This is a genomic window from Paeniglutamicibacter selenitireducens (genome assembly GCF_051550675.1).
GTDB lineage: Bacteria > Actinomycetota > Actinomycetes > Actinomycetales > Micrococcaceae > Paeniglutamicibacter.
Map to the genome: position 1 here is coordinate 90685 of NZ_JBPULF010000008.1, position 21901 is coordinate 112585.

The 21901-nt window shown below is 67.4% G+C and carries 20 protein-coding genes; 14 read left to right on the forward strand and 6 right to left on the reverse strand.

Annotated features, from left to right (window positions below; all coding sequences use genetic code 11):
- Positions 1–115: 115 nt before the first annotated feature.
- Together ACSYDW_RS14130 and ACSYDW_RS14135 are read left to right on the forward strand one after the other, a co-directional pair.
- Complete coding sequence (locus tag ACSYDW_RS14130) at positions 116–1630, forward strand: SDR family NAD(P)-dependent oxidoreductase (protein WP_438339368.1); 1515 nt, start codon at positions 116–118, stop codon at positions 1628–1630.
- Positions 1624–2679, forward strand: a complete 1056-nt coding sequence (locus ACSYDW_RS14135) for a YeiH family protein (RefSeq protein WP_438339369.1) — start codon at positions 1624–1626, stop codon at positions 2677–2679. Before ACSYDW_RS14130 ends, ACSYDW_RS14135 begins: the two co-directional genes overlap by 7 nt.
- A 40-nt stretch (positions 2680–2719) precedes the next feature.
- Here ACSYDW_RS14135 and ACSYDW_RS14140 read toward each other — a convergent pair whose 3' ends face one another.
- Positions 2720–4129 (reverse strand): aminotransferase-like domain-containing protein, encoded by a 1410-nt coding sequence (locus ACSYDW_RS14140; protein WP_438339370.1) that lies wholly within the window; start codon positions 4127–4129, stop codon positions 2720–2722.
- On the opposite strand from ACSYDW_RS14140, the gene ACSYDW_RS14145 reads away from it, so the two are divergent.
- The 3 genes from ACSYDW_RS14145 to ACSYDW_RS14155 all read left to right on the forward strand — a co-directional run bounded on the left by ACSYDW_RS14145 (position 4128) and on the right by ACSYDW_RS14155 (position 6334).
- Positions 4128–5054, forward strand: a complete 927-nt coding sequence (locus ACSYDW_RS14145; protein ID WP_438339371.1) for a DMT family transporter — start codon at positions 4128–4130, stop codon at positions 5052–5054. The two genes, ACSYDW_RS14140 and ACSYDW_RS14145, sit on opposite strands and share 2 nt — an antisense overlap.
- Positions 5054–5665 carry an FMN-binding negative transcriptional regulator gene (locus ACSYDW_RS14150; RefSeq protein ID WP_438339372.1) on the forward strand — a complete coding sequence of 204 codons (612 nt, stop codon included), beginning with the start codon at positions 5054–5056 and terminating at the stop codon, positions 5663–5665. The genes ACSYDW_RS14145 and ACSYDW_RS14150 overlap by 1 nt, the downstream gene beginning before the upstream one ends.
- Positions 5666–5734: 69 nt before the next feature.
- A complete protein-coding gene (locus ACSYDW_RS14155; RefSeq protein ID WP_438339373.1) occupies positions 5735–6334 on the forward strand; it encodes a class I SAM-dependent methyltransferase in 600 nt (199 codons plus the stop codon).
- 35 nt (positions 6335–6369) lie between these two features.
- Here ACSYDW_RS14155 and ACSYDW_RS14160 read toward each other — a convergent pair whose 3' ends face one another.
- Positions 6370–7029, reverse strand: coding sequence for a nucleoside/nucleotide kinase family protein (locus ACSYDW_RS14160; RefSeq protein ID WP_438339374.1), 660 nt, complete (start codon positions 7027–7029; stop codon positions 6370–6372).
- Between the two features lie 126 nt (positions 7030–7155).
- Between ACSYDW_RS14160 and ACSYDW_RS14165 the strand changes: the two genes are divergently transcribed.
- From ACSYDW_RS14165 to ACSYDW_RS14180, 4 genes are all read left to right on the forward strand, one after another.
- Entirely contained in the window at positions 7156–7545 is a 390-nt protein-coding gene (locus ACSYDW_RS14165) for a VOC family protein (RefSeq protein ID WP_438339375.1), read from the forward strand.
- Between the two features lie 292 nt (positions 7546–7837).
- Positions 7838–8116, forward strand: coding sequence for a hypothetical protein (locus ACSYDW_RS14170; RefSeq protein ID WP_438339376.1), 279 nt, complete (start codon positions 7838–7840; stop codon positions 8114–8116).
- Between the two features lie 140 nt (positions 8117–8256).
- A complete protein-coding gene (locus ACSYDW_RS14175) occupies positions 8257–8616 on the forward strand; it encodes an iron chaperone (RefSeq protein WP_438339377.1) in 360 nt (119 codons plus the stop codon).
- Between the two features lie 121 nt (positions 8617–8737).
- Entirely contained in the window at positions 8738–9175 is a 438-nt protein-coding gene (locus ACSYDW_RS14180) for a VOC family protein (protein WP_438339378.1), read from the forward strand.
- 109 nt (positions 9176–9284) lie between these two features.
- Here ACSYDW_RS14180 and ACSYDW_RS14185 read toward each other — a convergent pair whose 3' ends face one another.
- Positions 9285–9779: a hypothetical protein gene (locus tag ACSYDW_RS14185; RefSeq protein ID WP_438339379.1), complete on the reverse strand. Its 495-nt coding sequence runs from the start codon at positions 9777–9779 to the stop codon at positions 9285–9287.
- 118 nt (positions 9780–9897) lie between these two features.
- Complete coding sequence (locus ACSYDW_RS14190; RefSeq protein WP_438339380.1) at positions 9898–10599, reverse strand: class I SAM-dependent methyltransferase; 702 nt, start codon at positions 10597–10599, stop codon at positions 9898–9900.
- Positions 10600–11184: 585 nt separating this feature from the next.
- On the opposite strand from ACSYDW_RS14190, the gene ACSYDW_RS14195 reads away from it, so the two are divergent.
- Both ACSYDW_RS14195 and pepN read left to right on the forward strand, forming a co-directional pair.
- Positions 11185–11922, forward strand: coding sequence for a DUF4240 domain-containing protein (locus tag ACSYDW_RS14195; RefSeq protein ID WP_438339381.1), 738 nt, complete (start codon positions 11185–11187; stop codon positions 11920–11922).
- A 126-nt stretch (positions 11923–12048) separates the two neighbouring features.
- Entirely contained in the window at positions 12049–14727 is a 2679-nt protein-coding gene (gene pepN / locus ACSYDW_RS14200) for an aminopeptidase N (RefSeq protein ID WP_438339382.1), read from the forward strand.
- A gap of 131 nt (positions 14728–14858) precedes the next feature.
- Here the strand turns inward: pepN and ACSYDW_RS14205 are convergent, their stop codons facing one another.
- Entirely contained in the window at positions 14859–15293 is a 435-nt protein-coding gene (locus tag ACSYDW_RS14205) for a VOC family protein (RefSeq protein ID WP_438339383.1), read from the reverse strand.
- A 140-nt stretch (positions 15294–15433) separates the two neighbouring features.
- On the opposite strand from ACSYDW_RS14205, the gene ACSYDW_RS14210 reads away from it, so the two are divergent.
- From ACSYDW_RS14210 to mtnN, 3 genes are all read left to right on the forward strand, one after another.
- Complete coding sequence (locus ACSYDW_RS14210) at positions 15434–16090, forward strand: dihydrofolate reductase family protein (protein ID WP_438339384.1); 657 nt, start codon at positions 15434–15436, stop codon at positions 16088–16090.
- 1355 nt (positions 16091–17445) lie between these two features.
- Positions 17446–17913: an S-ribosylhomocysteine lyase gene (locus ACSYDW_RS14215; RefSeq protein WP_438339385.1), complete on the forward strand. Its 468-nt coding sequence runs from the start codon at positions 17446–17448 to the stop codon at positions 17911–17913.
- Positions 17910–18680, forward strand: a complete 771-nt coding sequence (gene mtnN / locus ACSYDW_RS14220; protein ID WP_438339386.1) for a 5'-methylthioadenosine/S-adenosylhomocysteine nucleosidase — start codon at positions 17910–17912, stop codon at positions 18678–18680. The genes ACSYDW_RS14215 and mtnN overlap by 4 nt, the downstream gene beginning before the upstream one ends.
- A gap of 82 nt (positions 18681–18762) precedes the next feature.
- On the opposite strand, the gene ACSYDW_RS14225 is transcribed toward mtnN, so the two are convergent.
- Positions 18763–21864 (reverse strand): Pls/PosA family non-ribosomal peptide synthetase, encoded by a 3102-nt coding sequence (locus ACSYDW_RS14225; protein WP_438339387.1) that lies wholly within the window; start codon positions 21862–21864, stop codon positions 18763–18765.
- Positions 21865–21901: the final 37 nt, after the last annotated feature.

A 21901-nucleotide genomic window follows, 5' to 3' on the forward strand; every position in this document is an offset into this window, starting at 1 on the left:
GCCCTGCCGGGCGGTGCCCGGCCCGTGCAGTGTATGGCACGCCCCGCGCCGGCAACAGGGGCGCCGGCACCGGCCGTCGGACGCCACCGGCCCTGCCGGTAGACTTGATGGTGACATGAGTGAGAATCCTTTCGCGGCCGATCCGGCCGGTACCGACGAACTTTTTACAGCAGCCGAACTTGAGGCGGCCATCAAGGTGCTGGGCCTGGTGCACCGGCTCGAACCCGAGGACGAGCGCCACATCGCCGTGCGCCGCGCCACCGGAAAGATGTTCAAGGCCGCCAAGCGCCACCGCAAGAACGAGAAGCGCTCCGCGATCAACGCCGCGGACCGCGCCGTGGTCGAGCGCACCGCCACGGGCTCCCCGCAGCGCCTTGACGACGAGACGCTCGGCCTGGACCTGAGCACGCTGACCGACGGCCACACCGCCGGCGAATACCTCAAGCCGCGCGGCTGCTACATCTGCAAGAAGCGCTACACCACCGTCGACGCCTTCCACCACTACCTCTGCCCAGAGTGCGCCGCGGACGGCCGCGAACGCCGCGACGCCCGCGCGGACCTGACGGGCAAGCGCGCGCTGCTCACCGGCGGCCGCGCCAAGATCGGCATGCACATCGCCCTGCGCCTGCTGCGCGACGGCGCGCACACCACCATCACCACGCGCTTCCCGCGCGACGCGGCCCGCCGCTTCGCCGCGCTGGAGGACTCCGCGGACTGGATCCACCGCCTGCGCATCGTCGGCATCGACCTGCGCGACCCCTCGCAGGTGATCTCGCTGGCCGACCGCGTCGCCGCCGAGGGCCCGCTGGACATCCTGATCAACAACGCGGCGCAGACGGTGCGCCGCACCTCGAACTCCTACCTGCACTTGATCGAGTCCGAGTCGCAGCCGCTGCCGGCCGAGCTCGAATATGCCCACGGCGGCCCGGAGGTCTGGGGCGAGGCCAATCCCCCGGCCGAGCACCCCAAGGCGCTGGCCAACGCCTTCCACCTGCAGGATTCGGCGCTGCTGGTGCCGGCGACCCCGACGCACTACGACGCGCAGGCCGTCGCCGACCTGGCGATGACCGCCGGCTCGGCCTCCCTGGAACGCATCGCCGCGGGCACCGCGATCGACGCCGGCGGTCTGGTCCCGGACGTCGTCACGGAGAACTCCTGGACCCAGATCCTGGGCGACGTCGACGCGCTGGAGATGCTGGAGGTGCAGCTGTGCAACGTCACGGCCCCGTTCCTGCTGGCCTCGCGCCTGCGCCCGGCGCTTGCCGCCTCCGAGGCGCACCGCAAGTACATCGTCAACGTCTCCGCCATGGAGGGGCAGTTCTCCCGCCGGTACAAGGGCGCCGGGCACCCGCACACCAACATGGCCAAGGCGTCGCTGAACATGCTCACGCGCACCAGCGCCGAGGAGATGCTCAAGACCGACCGCATCCTCATGTCGGCGGTGGACACCGGGTGGATCACCGACGAGCGTCCGCACGACTCCAAGGTCCGCATGGTCGCCGAGGGCTGGCACGCCCCGCTTGACCTGATCGACGGCGCGGCCCGCGTCTACCAGCCGATCGTCGACGGCGAACGCGGCATCGACCTCTACGGCTGCTTCCTGAAGGACTACGAACCCTCGCCATGGTGAGACGCCCCCGGGCGCTGCTTCGCGTGGTGCTTCCCGGGATGCACAGGAACCTTGTCCCGGGGCTGGCCGCCGCGGCCTCCCTGGTGGCGCTGGCCTTCGCCGGGCACCTGCTGGTCCCGGGGCTGCCGGTGCCCACGCTCTGCGTGCTGTTTGGGGCCGTCGCCGGAAACACGCTGCGCGCCTCCCCGAAGCTCGCCCTGGCCCCGGGCCTGGGCTGGGGCGGCACGCACCTGATGCGCGCGGGCATCGTGCTGCTGGGCTTCCAGCTGGCCCTGGCCGATGTGCTGGACCTGGGCTTCAAGGGCTTGGCCCTGGTTGCCGCGGTGGTGGCAGGCTCCTTCGGCGGAACCTACATGGTGGCCCGGGCGCTGCGGCTGCCCGGCGACCAGCCGGTGCTGCTGGCCAGCGGCTTCGCGATCTGCGGCGCCAGCGCCATAGGTGCGATGGGCCAGGCCCGCGGCACCGCCAAGGACGCGCCGGTCCCCGTGGCGCTGGTGACCCTCTGCGGAACCCTGGCGATCGCCGTGCTGCCGCTGGCCAACACCTGGCTGGTCCTCGGAGCGCTGGATTTCGGGCGCTGGGTCGGGGCCTCGGTGCACGACGTGGGCCAGGTTGTCGCCACGGCCTCCGGGGCCGGGGCGACGGCGCTGGGTGCGGCGGTCGTCGTCAAACTCGTACGTGTGGTGATGCTCGCCCCGATCGCCGTGCTCGGATCCGTCTCGGCCCGCCGACGGCACGCGTCAACGATCTCCGACACCACAGCCGGCACCGACATTGCACCCGGTGCGCGCCCGCCGTTGGTGCCGCTCTTTGTCCTGGGTTTCGCGGCCTGCATGCTGCTGCGCTCCTCCGGCTGGATGCCGCAGCCGGTGTTGGATGCGGCGCGGATCGGGCAGGAGGTCCTGTTGGCGCTGGCGCTCACGGGACTGGGATTCGCCATCGACCTGCGCGGGCTTTTCTCCACCGCCGGGCGCTCCCTGGCGGCCGCGCTCGCCTCCTGGGCGGTGGTTGCCGGGCTCGGGCTCGGCTTCGTTGCGTTGATGGCCTGAGGCCGCGTGCCCCGGCTGCCGCCCGGCGCGGAGGCCGGCGTCAGTGTTGCAGGTCGATGGCCTCTTGCAGCAGCCTGGCGGCCTCAGGGTATCGCTCGGGGGCGCTTCCCGAGTAGTTCAGCCTGATGAACCTGCCCGCCGGTTCGGCAGGGAACCAGTCGTCGCCGGCGGCAATCACCAACCCTCCGGCCTCGCAGTCGCGCACCAGCCGGTCCAGGTCCGTGCCGTCGGCCAGCCGGAGCCAGAGGTTCAGCCCCCCGGCAGGCACGCGCTCCAGGCTGGTCCCGGGCGCGTGGACCCGCAGGCTCTCGATGAGCAGGTCCCGCCGCTCACGCAGCTCGTGGCGCAGCCCTCGTCGGTGGGCCTTCCAGGCCGGCTGGGTCACCACGTCCAGGGAGGCGGCCTGCAGCAGCCCGCTGACATACATCGACTCGGCCGCCCGGTCCGCCACGATGCGTTCAAGGACAGGGCCCCGGGCGACCACCGCCGCGACGCGCAGCGCCGGCGACACGCTCTTGGTCAGCGACCTCAGGTAGATGACATGGCCGCCGTCATCCCGCGCAGCCACGGGACGCGGGTCGCTGTCGATGCCCAGGTCGTGGGCCCAGTCGTCCTCCACCAGGAACGCCCCGTGCCGGCGGACCACCGCGAGGATTTCATCGCCGCGCTGCGGCGACCACTGGATGCCCGTCGGGTTGGCGTAGGTGGGCTGGGCGTAGAAGGCCCGTGCCCCTGTCTGCCGGAAGGCGCGGTCCAGATCCTCGGGGTCCGGGCCGGCGGGGCCGACGGGAACGGGAACCAGCGTGACCCCGGCCTGAGCCGCGGCAACTTTCGCTCCCCAGTAGGTGGGGGATTCAATCAGCAGCGGCTCCCCCGGGCCGACGACGGCGCGAAAGATCGAGCTCAGCCCGCTTTGGCTTCCGGAGAGGACCAGCACGTCGCGGGCGGTCGGCGGGGACACGTCCGCCGGCGCGCCGGCACCCAGCTCGGCCGCGAACCAGGCCTGGAGTTCGGGGATGCCCCGGATCGGGGAACGGGTCAGCGCGCAGTCCGCGCGGGCCGCGCGATTCAGTGCGGCGCGCACCAGCCGTTCGGGCAGCAGCTCCCGGTCCGGGTACCCCGAATGGAGGCTTATCGCATCGGGGGCGGCGGAGCGCTGGGTCGCCTGCACCACCGGCAGCTTGGCCGAGGGCGCCCCCAGGGCCGAGGTCTGCCAGCCGTAGTCCGCGGCCCGGCGCGGCCTGAGCTGCCGCACGAATGTGCCGACCCCCGGCCGGCTTTCCACCAGGCCGAGCGCCGCGAGGGCGTGCATGGCCTTCTGCACTGTCACCGGACTGGCACCGTAGCGGGCCATCAGCTCGCGGCTTGCAGGGACCTTCGCGCCGGGGGGCGCCGTGGAGATCCAGGAACGCAGCCCGTCGATGATCCTTTGCGTGCTACTGTTGGTCATGAAGATCAATAGTAGCACTATCGTCGAGCGGACCCAGGCGCTATCGGCACGGACGGGGCTCTGGTGGGGATTCGTCGGCGTCGTGGCCTTTTCCTTCACCGTGCCGTTCACCCGTGTCGCGGTCGAGGGCCTGTCGCCCCTGTTTGTCGGCTCCGCCCGCGCGGTCATCGCCGCACTACTCGCCGCACTGGCCCTCGCAGCCACCCGGCAACGGCTCCCGGCCGCGGCGCAGTGGGCAAGGCTCGCCGTCGTGGCGGGCGGCATCGTCGTCGGGTTTCCCCTGCTCACCTCCTACGCGCTGGCCACGGCACCGGCCAGCCACGGCGCGGTGGTGATAGCACTGCTGCCGGCAGCGACGGCAATCATGGTCGTCCTGCGGACCGGGGAACGCCCCGCAATGCCATTCTGGGTGTTCGCCTCTCTGGGCGCCGCCGCCGCGGTGTTCTTCGCCGGGTTGCAGGGCGGCGGTTTCGGCCGCCTGACCTGGTCCGACCTGCTTCTCTTCGGCGCCGTGCTTGCGGCGGCCGTGGGCTACGCGGAGGGCGGGCTGCTGGCCCGGGAACTGGGCGCCTGGCAGACCGTCTCGTGGGCCTTGGTAGTTGCGGCACCGCTCATGGCCCTGCTGGCCGCCACCTCGTTCGCCCGGGAACCCCAGCAGGGAACCCCCGTCCAGTGGCTGGCCCTCGCCTACCTGGGCGTGGTCAGCATGTTCCTGGGCTTCTTTGCCTGGTACCGGGGGTTGGCCATCGGACCGATGGCCAAGGTCAGCCAGGTCCAGCTGACCCAACCCGTCATGAGCATCCTCTGGGCCGGGCTCATCCTCCACGAACACCTCACCTGGCAGACAATTGCCGGCGGGGTTGCTGTCATCCTCTGCGCGGGCCTCGCGGTGCGTGCCCGCCTCACCACGGAAGGAACACGCTGATGCGACACACTCCCACCTACCTCATGACCGACCCCGAAGAGGTCAAGCGCCTCATCCGCGCCCATCCGTGGGCCACCTTCGTCTCCCCCGCCGCCGGAGGGCTTGTCGCCTCCCACTACCCGGTGATCCTCGACGAGGAATCAGGCGACATCACGATCGTCAGCCATTTCGGACGCCCCGACGAGGTGCTCCACGAATTGGGTTTGCACGAGGTACTGGTCATCATCCAGGGCCCCCACGACTACGTGTCCTCCAGCTGGTATGCACCAGGCGACCTGGTTCCCACCTGGAACCACGTGACGGCGCACCTCTACGGAACCCCGGAGGTGCTGGGCACCGAAGAGAACTACGCAATGCTGGGACGGTTGACCGAGCACTTCGAACAGCACCAGCCGCGCGGCCGCAGCCTGAGCGAGGACGAAGCCGGCACCCGCCGGGCTGCCAAGGGCACCGTCGGCCTGCGCATGCGCGTGACGAGGTTCGACGCCAGGGCGAAGCTGAGCCAGAACAAGTCGCTTGAGGTCGCCCGCGACATCATCGGCCACCTCGAGGAAACTAACCCCAGGCTGGCCGACGAAATGCGCAGGACGCGTTCCTGCCCCGGGGCGTAGCGACGCCGCACGCCATCCCACGGCCCGGCGGCTCAGCGAACCCCGCCGCCGGGTCACTATGCTTGTCACATGGATGACACCCGGGTTCTTCAGGCGTACGCGAATCGGGCATCCGAATACACGAGCATCCTCGGGTCGGTCGAAGAGATGCACGAGCTGGACCGGCAACGCATCGCCGGCTGGGCCAGGCACATTGGAGGCCGGATCCTAGACGCGGGATGCGGCCCGGGGCACTGGACCGACTACCTTGCCAGGCAGGGTTCCGATGTCTCGGGCCTCGACCTCGTGCCCGAGTTCATCGAGGGTGCTCGCGCCCGCTTCCCAGACATCTCCTTCCAGGTCGGGTCGCTGCGTGCCCTGGGCGAAGCCGACGGATGTCTGGGTGGGGTCCTCGCCTGGTATTCGCTGATCCATGTTCCCCCGACGGAAGTCCCCCAGGTCCTCTCCGGGTTCGCACGAAGCCTTGCGGCACGCGGACACCTGCTCATCGGCTTCTTCTCGGGCGACCCCGCCCAGCCGTTCGACCATGCCGTCACCACGGCCTACTTCTGGTCCGTCGAGGCGATGACCCGCCTCCTGGATGACGCCGGGTTCAATGTCGTCGACGTCGAGACGCGCCAGGATCCCGGCCACCGCCCACACGCGGCAATTTCCGCCGTCCTGCGCTGACATCCCCTGTGACGCGTCGCCTGCGTCCGGAAGCCCTACAGCAAGGCCGAAACCGAAGCGGGGCCAATGACGCGCGGAGCGGCGAAGTCGGAGTTCTCAACGACATACGTGGCGCGTTCCCATGGCCGTGCCGCCTCGAAATACAGCCGCTGCCCTCCGACGTACCGGCGCATGCTCGGATGTTCCGGGTCCGGATTGCTGCCGTTGCGGATCGCCATGCGCGCGGCCGTTTCGGCGAACGGCACGTCAAGGAAAACGGACGCGTCCCAGTGGGAAGCAAGCTCGTCGCGGTGCAGGAACATGCCCTCCAGCACAACCACGGCATCGGCCGGTGCCCTGCGGGCCACCGCCGTTGCCGCCCGGGCGGACTCGCCGCCGCGGGAAACCGGGACGTACCAGCCATCCCCGTTCCGGCCGAGGGGCGCGAGTACTCGGTCGTGCAGGGCCGCGTAGTCGTAGGTGTCTTCCCAGAACCCCTCCGGCGAGCAGCGCCCCTGGGCGTGCCTGATCGAGGACGGGTTCAGGAAATCGTCAACGTGGACCAGGACGACGGGACGCACCGTGATCGCATGCACCAGGTTGGCGGCAAATATTGTCTTCCCGCTGCCGTCAACGCCGTCGATCGCCACCATCCGACGCCCGGGTCCAACGGTGCCGAGGATTTCGGCCGCCAGCTGTCGCATGAAGGTTTCCATGAAGCCATTCTCCACGAACAGATTCCGCGTGGCGGCCACCGACAGACCAACGGGCAGCCGCGACCCTGCGGCACCGGGGTTCGACACGCTGGACCGGTTTCCCGGCACGGAACTACGCTTGTCACCATGACAGCCCTGATTTCGCACACGACGTTCGACAGCCTCGATGCCTTCGCCCAATCCGTATTCTGGGGCCGGGTTCTCGGTTTCAAGGAAGACCCGGAGGACCCTAACCTCGTCGGGCACGAGGAATGCATGATCTTTTCCGAGGACGGCAACCAGAGGCTCTTGTTCATCGAGGTTCCCGACGCAAAACAGATCAAGAACCGGGTCCATTTGGACCTGAAACCGGCTGACGGGACCCGCGACGAAGAACTGGTGCGGCTGCTCGCGCTGGGGGCCCGCACCGTCGATGACCGACGGCAGGCAGACGGCTCGGGCTGGGTGGTCCTGGCCGATCCCGAGGGCAATGAATTCTGCATCCTGCGCAGCGACGCCGAGCGCCAGACCGGCTAGGAACCGAAGTACATCCCCCGTGATGGCTTAAGACGCGAGGACCCTGCGAGGCACTCCACGTCGCCCCCATGAAAGTCCGCGACGCCGAAAAACAACGGGCCTGCAGGTTCCCCGGGTTGGCGGTAGTGGCGGGAGGCACGGGTGTTTGACCTGTGGGTTCGGCACGACTAGCGTCCTGGGCATGGTGACTTCACGCGATTTTCACGCAATCCCTCCCACGACGCCCGTTCGCTCGCGGAAACCCCCGTCGACTTCCCGTGTCATCGCGTGGGCCGCATTGGCGCTCGCCATCATGGCACTGGCGACGGGGTGGTTCGCCTCCACGGCCGGCCCTGCAGCGGGACGCGAGGCGATTGCCCGCGGCGATATCGACAATGCTTTCACGGTTCTGGTCGCCGCGTGGTCCATGGCGATGACGTTGAACGTCACCGCCATCATTCTGGGCACCATGGGTGCCCGCAGGCCGGAAGGAAAGGTGCTTTCGGGTGCGGCGATCGGGATCGCCGCTGCAAGCACCGCTGGCTTGATCGCCTACCCGATCCAGACCGGCCTGATCGGCTATCTACTCTGAACTTGACGGCTCTGTGACACAAACTGCGCCCGGCGCGCTTCAATCAGGCGGCCGACGAACCCGCTGGCATAGGATCTTGCGTGAAGCATCGTTATCGCCACAACAGCCGTCCACGCAACGCCGATGATTAGGGGATCACCATGGAAGCGGACACGATCAGCGAGTACATCGACCAGTACGATGGCGATGTCCGGCTTCGGCTGCAAGCGGTGTACGAGCTGATCCTCGAATCCCTCCCCGAGGCCGCTGTGGAATCCATCAGCTGGAACATGCCCACGTTCAAGTTCGGAACCGAGCCGTTGTTCTTCTTCACGGGGACAAAACGGCACATCGGGTTCTACCCGACCTCGGATGCCATCCAGCACTTCTCGGCAGAGCTTGCCGACTACGGAACCACCGAGCACGCCGTCCAGCTGCGTCACGACGCCCCACTCCCGATGGAGCTCATCCGCGAGATCATCAGGTGGCGGCTGGAGCAGCTGCCTTCCATCGTGGCCTGAAGCAGGCCGGTACCGGACCGCCCCTGGCTGAGGGCCTGCATCCACGGCGAACCTCTGCCGCGCGGCGCCCGGCAATCCGTGGCTCTGGAGTAATCCCGCCCGCCTTGGTAGTTTTCATCGCATGGCCATCAAACTAGAGAACGTTGGCATCGCCGTACGAGACCTCGAAGCGGCAATCTCGTTCTTCACCGATCTCGGCCTCACGGTCATGGGCCGCGATACGGTCAGCGGCGAATGGACGGACACCGCTGTCGGGCTGGACGGCAACCACGCCAGGATCGCGATGCTGGGCACCCCGGACGGCCATGGCCAACTCGAACTCTTCGAGTACATCCACCCGGAGGCGATCGAGACGGAGCCCACCAGACCCAACGAGATCGGCATGCACCGCGTTGCCTTTTCCGTTGACGATATCGAGGAGTCCCTCGAGATCGCCGCGAGGCACGGCTGCTATCCACTACGTGGCGTGGCTACATACGCCGACCTCTACAAACTCACCTACCTCCGGGGGCCGAGCGGAATACTCGTGATGCTCGCCCAGGAACTGACAAAGGGCTGAGGCCCGAATCGGAACCCAACAATGACGGCTCCAGGAGTCATGATCCCTCGCGGAGTGGCCCCGAAATCCAGTGGACTGCGGCAACGGAGGACCAGCCACCCGTGACTCGCTATAGCCAGCGCGCCGACGGTTTGCGCCGGACGGCTGACATGGCCAGAGCCACCGCCGCACTGCCCAAGGCAACCACGAAGGCAATCATGCTTGCTCCATACAGGGGCGATTCCAGCGCGAAGGCAGCCTCCGCGTTCCATTCGTAATAGGTGTCGCCTACCGAATTCAGGTTGGAGAACGCGGTGAAGAAATAGGCTGGCGCGCCAAGCGCAAGAATGCCCGCCCACAACAAAACGGTTGCCCAGACCGGCATGGCCAATGGACGGAAAATCGTCACCAGGCCCCATACAAGCGCCAGCGCAATCCCTGACGCAGCGAAACCAAAGCCCGGAATGGCGGTGTAGAGCTCACCCCGGGCCTCCATATCGGCAATAGTCCTGTCGAGCGGGAACCCGCTCGCGGCAACCACAGCCCAGTCGTTCATCAGCATCATTCCAAGGACTGAATAGGTGACGATCGCCGCGATTCCCATGAGTGTGAGCAGTGTCCTCATCACGACAGGCTAGCAGCAGCCAATGAACGACTCCTGGTCCCTGCGCACATGAAAGCGACATGCGCATGGCCCAACCGCTTGCCAACGGCTCGGTGCCCCGGATTCCGGGAAGCGGTCGTCACGGCGCACGCAGCACGAAGAAGATGAAGCTCAGGAACGAATCCCGCTCCCTGAGCTTCGGCGGGATGATCTCCTCGGGCGCGTCGGCCGAATACGGTGGTTCGCTGATAACTTCGATGCAGAATCCTGCGCGGGCGAACGCATCGGTCATGGCGTGCAACGGCCTGTGCCAATACGTCAGGGTGCCGGGCTGGCCGTTGAAGGTGTGTTCGTCCGTGTACCTCGTGGGCTTGAAGTAGTCCTCTCCCGGATGTGTCCACGGGTAGAGGATCGGGTGGTTGACGGACATGATGAGCCTGCCACCCGGCCTCAGGACGCGACGCATTTCAGCCAAGGGCCCGGCCCAGTCCTCCAGATAGTGGAAGACCAACGACGAAACGGCATCGTCGAACGTGGAATCTGCGAACGGCAGGGGCTGGCCGAGGTCGGCAACTAACAGCTCGGCTTTCCCGGCCAGCCTCGTGCGGGCCAGGGCCAGCATCCCTTCGCTGGCGTCGAACCCTGTGACGATCCCTCCCCCGTCCACCAGTGCCTCCGCCAGAGGTCCGGATCCGCAGCCCGCGTCGAGAATCCGGCGTCCGCGGACATCCCCGGCGAGCTTGATCATGGCCGGGCGTTCGTAGAACGCGTTGATCAAGCTGGTTTCGTTTTCTGCCGAATAGGCCTCGGCGATGGAATCGTAGTTGGTGTTCTGGAGCATCTTGCCGTTCCTCCCTGGCCCCGAGTGAGGCCATGCATTTTTACGAGACTAACAGCGAAAGATCCTTGTCACGCGCGAGTGTTGCTCTTCCAGCCCGAGTTCTTCCCGCAGTCCGGCTCCCGCTGAGCTTCCCCGGTAACCGTGCCATCGCGCACTCGGCGACGGCCGACGGGGCCGGTCCCAGCCGGCGCGCGAAGTCGAGGAACCCTTGTTCACCGTGAACCGCCGTGTTCGGCGGGCGGGACGCCCACCGAGGCAGACCATCGGCTGCTGGCGGCATGGGTGGCCTCTTGCGCCGTGCAAGTCCTGTCCGACTTCGGAGACCAGCCGCACCGAAAAATCGCCTGCTGGTACCTCGTCGGCGATTGAACCTTGAGGTGCCAGCCAGTCCAGCCACGGTCGGACGGCACCGACGCATTTGGGATACGGGACATCCTCGCAACGCAGCACGACGCGCCGCTCTGCGAGGACATACCAATAGGTCATCGCTGGAACGGGAGCCCGCGTGGGATAGAGTGCACCACGATGCGACATTGGCGCCTTGATCCAATGGCATCCGGGAACCGATGAACCACGGGGGGAATCATGAAGGCACAGCTCCGCACGCCCAGTCCGTCACGCCGTACCGCGCATTCGGTGGCCGGGCTCGTCGCGGTGTTCGCCGCGCTCGGCATGGCGCTGGGCTCCTGCGCCATCCAGCCGCCAAGTCACGGACTGACCCCGTTCCCGGTGCAGCCGGAGAGCTCCCCCACGGCACAACCAACCAGGGCCACCGAGGCCGCAACGGAGATCTCACCCAACCTGCGGCCCATGCGCGAACGAAAATTCTGGGAGGTCATCGACCGCTCCCGGGAAGCCTCGGCAGGAGACAGCGAACAGCAGGCCTCAGCCATGGAAGCCGTCCTGGCCACCATGAAGCCGGCGGAGATCGCATCGTTCAACGCCACCTTCATCGAGAAGAACAACGAACTCTACACCTGGGAATTGTGGGGGGCCGTCTACGTGCTCTACGAGGGCTGCTCGGACGACTGCTTCGACTACTTCCGCAGCTGGGTCGTCGGGCAGGGCCGCGACTACTACAACGCCGTGCAACGGGATCCCCTGGTGCTCGGTGACGGGCGGTTGACCTATGCCTCCCAGAGCGACGACGCCGAATGGTTCCACTACGCCGCCGAGGATGCCTACCGGCGCGCCAACGGCGGCGACCTCTACGAGGACTACCCGCAAACCCCGTCGACACTCCTCGGTACCGAACCATCCGGAACGCCGTGGGACGAGGACAAGGTCGAGGCCCTCTACCCGGAGCTCGCTCCCCTGCCCTAGATCAAGGCCCGGCGGAGCGTGGGGACGCGTCACAAACCGGCCGCGACCCACGTCACACGGTGCGCGTTCCGAAGTAATTTCACCCCGCAAGATTGTCAAGCGCTCGTTTCATGTTTGAATGATCTGGTGGATCAGTTACAGAGAATCTCAGGCCCGAACGAAAACCTCTCCCGCGACGAGGCGGCATGGCGCGCACAAACCCTGGAGGTGCACTCCTACGCCGTGTCGCTCGACCTGTCCGAAGCCCGGGATGCCTCGGTCACGGGCTACAGGTCCACCACCACGCTGGTGTTCACGGCCCGGGGAACAACCGAGACCTTCGTCGACTTCATCCACGAATCCATCGCCTCCATCACGCTCAACGGCACGCCGGTCGACCCGGCCACGGCGGTGACCGGATCGCGCATCTACCTGCAGGACCTGCTCCAGGGCGGGGACTCCCCCAACACCCTGGTCATCGACGGCACAGCCCGCTATTCCCGCAGCGGCGAGGGCATGCACCGCTTCGTCGACCCGGCGGACGGCCAGACCTATTGCTACACGCAGTTCGAGCCCGCCGACGCCCGCCGCGTCTACGCGAACTTCGAGCAACCCGACCTCAAGGCACCCTTCACCTTCACGGTGCGCGCGCCCCGCGAATGGCACGTGGCCTCGAACCAGGGCGCCTCAAGCGTCGAGGAACACGGCGACGGCACGGCGACCACCCGTTTCGCCCCGACCCTGCCCATCTCCACCTACATCACCGCGGTGCTGGCCGGACCCTACTTCGTCGCCACCGATAGCTACTCGCGCACCCTGGAGGACGGCAGCGAGCTCGTCATCCCGCTCAACGCCACCTGCCGCGCCTCGATCTCCGGACACTTCGACGCCCGCAACATCCTGGACCTCACGAAGCGCGGCCTGGACTTCTTCCACAACCTCTTCGACTACCCCTACCCGTGGGGCAAGTACGACTCCGCGTTCGTGCCCGAGTACAACCTCGGTGCCATGGAAAACCCGGGCCTCGTCACGTTCACCGAGGGCTACGTCTTCACTTCCCGCGCCACCGAGGGCCAGCACGAGACCCGCGCGAACACCATCATGCACGAGATGGCCCACATGTGGTTCGGCGACCTGGTGACCATGAGCTGGTGGGACGATCTCTGGCTCAAGGAGTCGTTCGCGGACTACATCGGCACCCTTGCCAACGACGAGGCCACCGACTTCTCCACCGCCTGGATCACCTTCGCCAACCGCCGCAAGGGCTGGGCCTACGTCGCGGACCAGCTTCCCACCACGCACCCGATCGTCGCGGACATCACCGACCTCGAGGCCGCCAAGCAGAACTTCGACGGCATCACCTACGCCAAGGGCGCCTCGGTGCTCAAGCAGCTGGCCGCCTACGTCGGCGCCGAAGCATTCCGCGATGCCTCGCGCAAGTACTTCCGCGCCCACGAGTTCTCGAACACCTCGCTTCAGGACTTCCTCGCGGTCCTCGAGGAGGCCTCGGGTCGCAACATGGATTCCTGGGCCGACGCCTGGCTGAAGACCGCCGGCGTCCCGGTGCTGGGCATCGAGCTCACTGAAGCAGGCGGCCTTGTCGAATCCGCGAGGCTCACCCAGTCCGGCGTCGACCCGCTGACGGGCCGGCCGATCCTGCACCCGCACGTGCTGAATGTCGGCCTCTTCAACCTGGTGGACGGCGCCCTGGTACGCACGTCCAGCCATGCCGTGGAACTCTCCGGCACCGGGACCGAGCTCCCCTTCCTGGCCGGCGAACAGCGCCCGGACCTCATCCTTCCCAACGACGGCGACGCAACCTACGCCATGGTCGCGTTCGACGACCGCTCGCTTGAAACGCTGCTGGGCCACCTCGGTTCCCTGGCCGACCCGCTGGCCCGCGCAAGCTGCTGGGCAGCGTTGTGGAACATGGTGCGCGACGCCAAGCTCACCGCCACGGACTTCCTGGCCGCCGTGCGCGCCCACGCCGAATCGGTCACCGAGGTCGCCGTCTTCGCATTCCTGCTCGAACAGGCCACCACCGCCATCGGCCACTACCTGCCGCCGCAGGAGCGTGCCGCCGAACGCCAGGCGCTGGCCGAGGCAATGCTCGGCTGGCTCGACCGTGCCACCCCGGGCAGCGACGCCCAGATCGCCATGGCCCGCGCCCTGGCCAAGCTGGCCCGCGGCAACGTGGCGGCGGACGTCGTCGATGCGCTGCTCGCCGGCGAGTCCCGCTGGGAGTCCCTGCTCGTCGACGAGGACCTGCGCTGGGCCCTGTGGCAGGCCAAGGCCGCCGCCGGGCGCCTCGACGCGGCGGGCCTCGCGGCCATGGAGGACGACGCACTGGCGCACCCCTCCGCCGTGGCAACCTCCGGCCGCCTGCTCGCGCTGGCCGCGCGCCCGGAGGCCTCAGCCAAGGCGGAGGCCTTCGCTGCGGCCCTCTCCGGCCATGCAGCGGACGGCTCCGCGCTGTCCAACGAGGCGATCAGCGCCATGGCCGCGGGCTTCCAGCTCGGCAGCCACGACCTGCTCGATTCCCACTACGCGGCCTACTGGCCCGCCCTCGAGGACATCTGGGGCGCGCTGAGCATCGGCCTTGCCACGCGCGTGATCCGCGGGCTCTTCCCCGCCTCGCAGGACCTCACCGATGCCGACGTCCACCCCGTGGTGGCGACGGTCGATGCCTGGCTTGCCGGGCACCCGGAGGCCCCGCGGGCGCTGCGCCGGATCCTGCTGGAGGAACGCGACTTCCTGGTCCGTTCGCTGGCGGGCCAGCGGCTGTGCGTGGAACACGCCCGGCCCACGCTGGACGCCTCACACTAGACGGCCAACGAGGCACGGGCAACGCCCGGTCGGGGTCATCCCGGCCGGGCGTTGCGCGTACACGCCTGTGCGGTGCTGCGTGCGATGGCTCCCCCGGCGCCGCCGGACGGTCCCGGACGGCGCCGGAAGGGTCAGGAAATGCAGAACTCGTTTCCCTCGGGGTCCGCCAGCGTGTACCAGGAAAAGGGCCCCTGGTTCCCGGCATGCAGGAAGCTGGCCCCGCGTGCCACCAGCTCGTCGCGCAGTTCGTCCTTGTCCCGGCCCGGGTGCAGGTCAAGGTGCATGCGGTTCTTCACGGTCTTGGGCTCGGGCACCCGCTGGAACAACATGCGCTGGCGCGGTGTCAGCCCCACCTGGTCATGCGGGCAGATCCCGGCGCCGACCCGCCAAACCAGCTCCCCGTCGAACTCGATGGTGTCAGCTTCGGAGGCATGGCCCTCGTCGACCATCCTCCTGATGAAGTCGGGGTCGGTCCGCTCCACCTCCCATCCCAGGGTGCGCGCCCACCAGGCGGCCTGCGTGTGCGGGTCGAGGCAATCGAGGGTGACCTGTATCGAAAGATCCATGCGCCAACGCTAGGACCGCGCCGGTGGGGATTCAAGGCCTTCGGCCGCAGGACCCCACCCCCCGCCACTTCCGGGCGGGCAGCCGCGGGCATATGCTGTGCTCGTTCCTTCCCCTCCGGCACCAGAGATCGAGGTCCGCCATGGGCAAGCTTCGCGTCCACAATTTCGCCATTTCGCTCGACGGTTTCGGGGCGGGGCCCCGCCAGGACCTCGAGCACCCCCTCGGCAAGGGTGGCCACGCACTGCACGGGTGGGTCTTCGACACCGCCTACGGCCGGTCGATGATCGGCGCCAGCAACGGCAGCACCGGCCTCGATGACCGGATGCTGCGCCGCGGGGACGAGAACATCGGAGCCACCATCATGGGCAGGAACATGTTCGGGCCGATCCGCGGTCCGTGGGATTCCGACGAGTCCGCCCGCACCTGGCGCGGCTGGTGGGGAGAGACTCCCCCGTACCACCACGACGTGTTCGTGCTGACCCACCACGCACGCGAGCCGCTGGCGATGGACGGCGGAACAACGTTCCACTTCGTGACCGAGGGACCACTGGTCGCCCTCGAACGGGCAACGCAAGCTGCCTCAGGGGCCGACATCCGGCTGGGAGGGGGCGTGGGCGCCGTCCGGGACTACGTCGAAAGAGGCCTGGTGGACTCGCTCCACCTGGCCGTGGTACCCGTGATCCTGGGCTCCGGGGAACGCATCTTCGAGAACGACTGGAACGCGGCCGGCTACCGGTGCTCGGAGTTCGAAGCCAGCGAAGAGGTCGTCCACGTGCAGTTGGTGCGCGAAAGCTAGGTTCCGGGCTGCCAAGCAGCCGTTTTTGAAGCCAAACTGTGTGTGCGGGGGCTGCTGTCCGATTCCCACGTTCCGGGGTTCGTTGGGTTCCCCGTTGTGCCATGGTCTTGCCGCACCAAGTTGGCGCCTTGGCCCTCGGTGACCGATCGTTCGAAGTCCCGTCCGACAAGGCCCATCACGGCGAGGATCTCGTGCCCGTCGCAGACCGGGCGGTGGTCGTGGCTCAGTCGGGCCTTAGATGGCACACGTTCCCCGAACCTTGTGTCGGCCGGTTCCAGGATCCCCGGATTGCACTCCTGAGCGCTGACCAAATAGGCGTCTGAAGTTGTAGAACGCCATGCGTCCAGGGCGTCGCGAGCCAATGTTAGGCCCAATGCTCCTGCAGGGCGGGTTGTCTAAGCAGGTAGCTCTTCGCGTTGTGTACGGATGAATCACGTCGGGCCACGACCACTTCCTCCCAACGCGCAGCTGCGTCTTGGATGTCCCTCACGAGTATGCGGCCGTTCCGAATCGCAGCAAAGGAAGCCGCGGCAGTCCGACCGCCGTCAGGCGCCCAGTGGAATGCCGTGCCACCAGTCGGTCGCACCAGGGAGAGGTCCCGAGACCAGGCGACAGGACTGTTCGTCGCCTCCCGGAACCAGGGTTCTCACGATTCCGCTTCGGCTTCGGCTTCGGCTTCGCACCAGATCATCACTGCAGGTACCGCGACAGTAAAACCATAGGTCATCAATGGTTTGAGCTACCTGGCGACCACTGCTTTCCGTCGCTCCAGGGAGATCAGACCGCACTCGCTTTTCGTTTCGGCCCGACAGGAATGCCCGTGTCACAGGTCGCCGGAACCCTCCACCAGCCTTATCCCCTCGAGCTTCCACTGGGCCTGCTGGCCTTCCATTTCCGGGATGCCGCGCTCGCCACGACACTTCCTGATGGCATGGTGGGAACGGGAGGAAAAGGTCGTGTCGGCCGTCGCGCGGACCCCCGGGGGAAGAAGTAGGCCGCGACGTGGGCGTGGAACTTGGTGCTCGGCCAGTTGTGTTGTCGTCCGACGGTAGGGCCAATGGGCTCGACAAGAAAATTCTTGTCCCCGGCAACTCGCCGCGCGACGGGGGGGGTGCTTCGTGCCGTGCTGGCGCGTCTTCCCCACCGCCGATTCCACCGACACCTCGAACAGGCCGGCACGTCGATCTCGACGCTGGCCAACGGAACGACAGCCATTGCAGCGTCGGCGCGGTGGCTGTGGCTGATGCACTCGAGAACCAGCACCCGACTGCGGCACACTGACGGCTACGATTAAGGTGGCAAGGAACCGGCCGCGAGGAAGCCCGGATTCAAAACCCCCGGATGAAAGCACCACCATGACCCCTTCACGCATGAACGTAGAGTCCTTCAACCTCGACCACCGCACCGTGGCGGCGCCGTATGTGCGCGTGGCCGACCGCAAGGAGCTGGCGCATGGCGACGTTATTACCAAATATGACGTGCGTTTCACCCAGCCGAACGTCGCCCACCTGGAGATGAAGGCGATCCACTCTCTGGAGCACCTCTTCGCAGAGAAGTCCCGCAACCACTCGGCCTCCGTGATCGACTTCTCCCCCATGGGCTGCCAGACCGGCTACTACCTGATCATGCAGGGCGAGCCCGACGTGCCGGCCGTCGCCGACCTGATCGAGGCAACGCTCACCGACGTACTGGAGGCCACCGAGGTTCCCGCGGCCAACGAGGTCCAGTGCGGCTGGGGTGCCAACCACTCCCTCGAAGACGCCCAGGCCGCGGCGCGGGAGTTCCTGGCCCAGCGCGCCGCGTGGGAGCAGGTGACCGCGTGAGCGCCGTCGAACTGGTCGTGCTTGTCGCCATGGAGGAGGAGGCAGCTCCGTTCCTGGAGCGCGCCACCGCCCTCGGCGACCCGGTACGCATCGGCAACTCGATCCACCGCACCGGCCTGCTCAACGGCCTGAAGACGGTGTTCGTCCAGGGCGGCATCGGCCTGGTCAACGCCGCAGGGGCGGCCACCGCGGCGCTACTGCTCGCGCAGCGGGAGAACCCCGAAGCACCCGCACCCCTGGTCATCAGCGCCGGCAGCGCCGGCGGCCTGGGCGATTCGGTCCGCGTCGGCGACGTCGTTGTCGGATCGGTGACCATCAACGCCGATGCCGACGCGCGCGCCTTCGGCTACGTGCTCGGCCAGGTTCCGGGCATGCCCGCCACCTACCCCGCGCAGCCGGCGCTGCTTGCGGTGAGCGACATCGGCACACCCGGCTTCGGCATCGTCGCCACCGTGCACCACGGTCTCGTCGTCTCCAGCTACTCCTTCGTCGGCCACGAGCGGGCCCCGATCATCAAGGGCCAGTTCGACGGGGTCCTTGCCACGGACATGGAATCCTCGGCGATCGCCCAGACCGCGCGTGCCTTCAACGCCCCGTTCCTGGCCGTCCGGGGGATCTCCGACCTTTGTGGACCGGCCTCCGACGCCGACTTCCTGACCCATGTCGACGACGCCGCAGAGCGCTCGGCGGAGGTCGCTGCGGCAGTTGTCGCCGCTTGGGTGGCCGCCGGGTCGCCTCGAACCGAAACGGAATCCGCCGTCGCCTGACCCCGGCTTTCCGGGCTGCCCGGGGCCTGCCGCGGACGCGGGGACGCCCCGGGCGTGCGGTGGTTGGCAACCGAAGCGGTGCTCATGCGGCGGGCCGCTCCAGGGCGCCGGCGGGTGTGGCGGCGGCACGGGCCTCATCGGCCGGGTTGCCGCCCCACACGGATCCCTGGGTCAAGGTCGAGCCCTTCATCACGAAGGAGTCGGTGGCCACCACAACGCCGTCTTCAATGGTCACGCCGTAGTGGACGAGGGAACCCACGCCGAGCGTGACGTCGTCCCCGATGACGTTGTAGTCGGACTTGAACATCCCGTCCTCCTGGGAATGGGACTGGATCGCAGAGCCGGCGTTGAGGGTACAGCGCGAGCCGATTGTCACCAGGCTCCGTTCGTGCAACGCGCAGCCGTCGTCGAAGACCCGGCTGCCGATCCGCACGCCCAGCAGCCGCCAGACCATCGGCTTGAACGGTGTCCCGTTGAAGAGCGCGTAGTAGCGGCTCTCGGCCATCAACTTCCAGTAGCGCTCGTGCCGCCAGAAGTAGGGGTTGTAGATGGAGCAGAGCCGGGGCCGAAGCGGCTTGAACCCCGTGACCGCGTGCTCGATGCCGATGCCGAGCAGCAGTCCGACCACGAGCATCAAGACGAAGGACGCGCTGAGCGCCAAGATGCCGAATTGGTCGTACATTTCGAGGCCGGCGAACATCGCCAGCAGGGCCAGCGACGCGTTGAGGCTTCGAACCAGCATCAAGAGGGCCATCGTGCGAAGGTTGTGCCTGTTCTTGGCCGCCAGGTCACGCCGGAACCGGGAGCGGCTCTGGTGCTCGTCGGGAAGCGCGTCCCGCAGCACAGAGCGCGGAATCTCGAACGCCGGGGAGCCGAGCAGGCCCACGTCGTGTCGCACCGGCCCCTCAATGGGAACTGCGACCATGGTCGCCAGCAGGCAGTTGTCCCCCGTCCTGGCCCCGGCAGGGTAGAAGATGGCATTGCCCAGGAAATTGTGGGCGCCGATGGCCGCCCGGCTGACCTTGAACGACGTCGCCGAGTAGTCGGCATTCATGAACGACACCCCGTCGGCGATCATCGTCCCGGTGCCGATGGTCGACAGAAACGGGTTGCCGTGCTTGAACGCCAAGCCGAGGTTCGAGCCGGTTTGCTGGACCTGCGGCTGGCGGTAGCCGATGGCCCGCACGTAGTTCACGACGTACGAGCTGTCGCCGAACACCTTCCCCAGCATGGGGTTGTTGGTCAAGCGGGCCATCGTGCGCGCGGCGGCGTCCTGGAGCCCGAACAGCGGATACACCGTGTCGGGCTTCACGGCGAGTTGGAGCAGCCTGGGCACGGTCATGATGGCGACCAACGCCAGAACCATGCCGCCAAAGACGCCCAGGTCGGCGAAGGCGGCGGCGTCGGCGTAGATAACCCAGTTCGCGAAGGCCAGCGGCTGCGGTTCCAGGAGTGCCGCCACAGGTGGATATGCCAGTATGAACAGCATGACCGCCAGTCCCAGCATGGTGCGGCCCAGACCGAGCGTCGCAAGGAGCTGGAACACGGCGAATGTTCCACGGCGCCATGGCCGGTAGGGCGTTGGCTTGACGGTGCTGAAGTTCGCCTCCGTGCGCCTGCCCGGGGAACCGTGCCACCGCTCGCCGGCGGGTACGGCCTGGCCGGTGTAGAGGGTGGAGCGGTGGCCCAGCTGGGAGCGGTCGCCCATGGACGTGTTGATATCCAGGACGCTGCCCTCGCCGATCGTCACGTCCTTGCCCAGCGTGACACCACCCACTTGGATGACACCGCCGTGGGCGCGGTACCCGTTGAGCATGACATCCTTGCGGATCACCGTCCCCTCCCCGATCGTCAGAAGGTCGGTGCAGATCGGCAGCCTGTTGGTCATGATCATCACGTTGCGGCCAACCTTCGCCCCCATGGCCCTCAGGTAGAAGGTCGTCAGCGGCGAACCAGCCATCAGCGAGAGGGGCGAGGTGCGCATCAGGGCTTTCACCAGCCAGAACCTGAAGTAGGCAAGGCTCCAGATGCGGATCTCCCGGGGCCGGAACCGGCCGACGAAAATCCACTTGGCGGCCACCGGCAGGATGCACATGAGCACAAACACCACCGAAGCGTAGGCAACCGACCGCAGGTAGATCACCCAGAAGTCCACCCCGTACCCGGGCCAGTAGTAGTTGCCCGGCCCCGCCTCGGGGAACAGCCAGTGATACCCCACGACCGCGATCACGCCGGCGAGCAGGCAGTAGCCGATGTAGACGAGCACCTGCAGGGCGCCACAGGTGATGTACTCCCATGTCCGCGCGTCCATGGGCGGCGGCGTCTGCGGCATTGACGCCAAGACCGGAAGGAGCACCGGCGGCCGGTCTTGCTGCGAGGGCGCGTGCAGGGCGGCGGCCAGGGCCGCAATCGTCGGACTGTTGTAGATCTCCTTCATGGATATCTGGGGCAGGTCCGGCTGTTTGCGCACCCTGGCGCAGAACTTCGCCATCACCAGCGAATCCGCACCCAGGTCCTGGAAGAAGTCGCTGTCCGCCGGGACTTCCTCGATACCCAGCACGTCGGCGAGCACCTCGCCCAGCCGGCCCTGCAGCTGCACCTGAGGCGTCGCATCTTCCTCAGGTGCCAAGGCCATGGCCAAGGAGGCAATCGTCGGGTGCTTGTAGATGTCCCTGATCGACACCGCAGGAAGGTCCGGATGCTTGCGCACCCTGGCGCAGAACTTCGCCATCACCAGCGAATCCGCACCCAGGTCCTGGAAGAAGTCGCTGTCCGCCGGGACTTCCTCGAGGCCCAGCACCTCGGCCAACACTTCCGCAAACCGGTCTTTAACCTGAGGCGTCGCATCTTCCGCAGGCGCCAAGGCCGTGGCCAATGAGGCAATCGTCGGGTGCTGGTAGATGTCCCTGATGGACACCACCGGCAGGTCCGGATGCTTGCGCACCCTGGCGCAGAACTTCGCCATCACCAGCGAATCCGCACCGAGGTCCTCGAAGAAGTTGCTGTCCACCGGGACTTGCTCGATGCCCAGCACGTCAGCGAGAACCTCGCTCAGCCGGCGCTCCAAGGCTACGCCCGCACCAGCGTCCGATGTTGCCGGTGCGCCGGTCCCGACCGGCGCACCGGGAGTCGACGGAATGGCACTTCCGAGAGACGTTGGCGTCCTGTTTGCAGAATTGTTCATTGTGCGGCCCTCCTTAGCGAGGTATTCGGCACGGAAT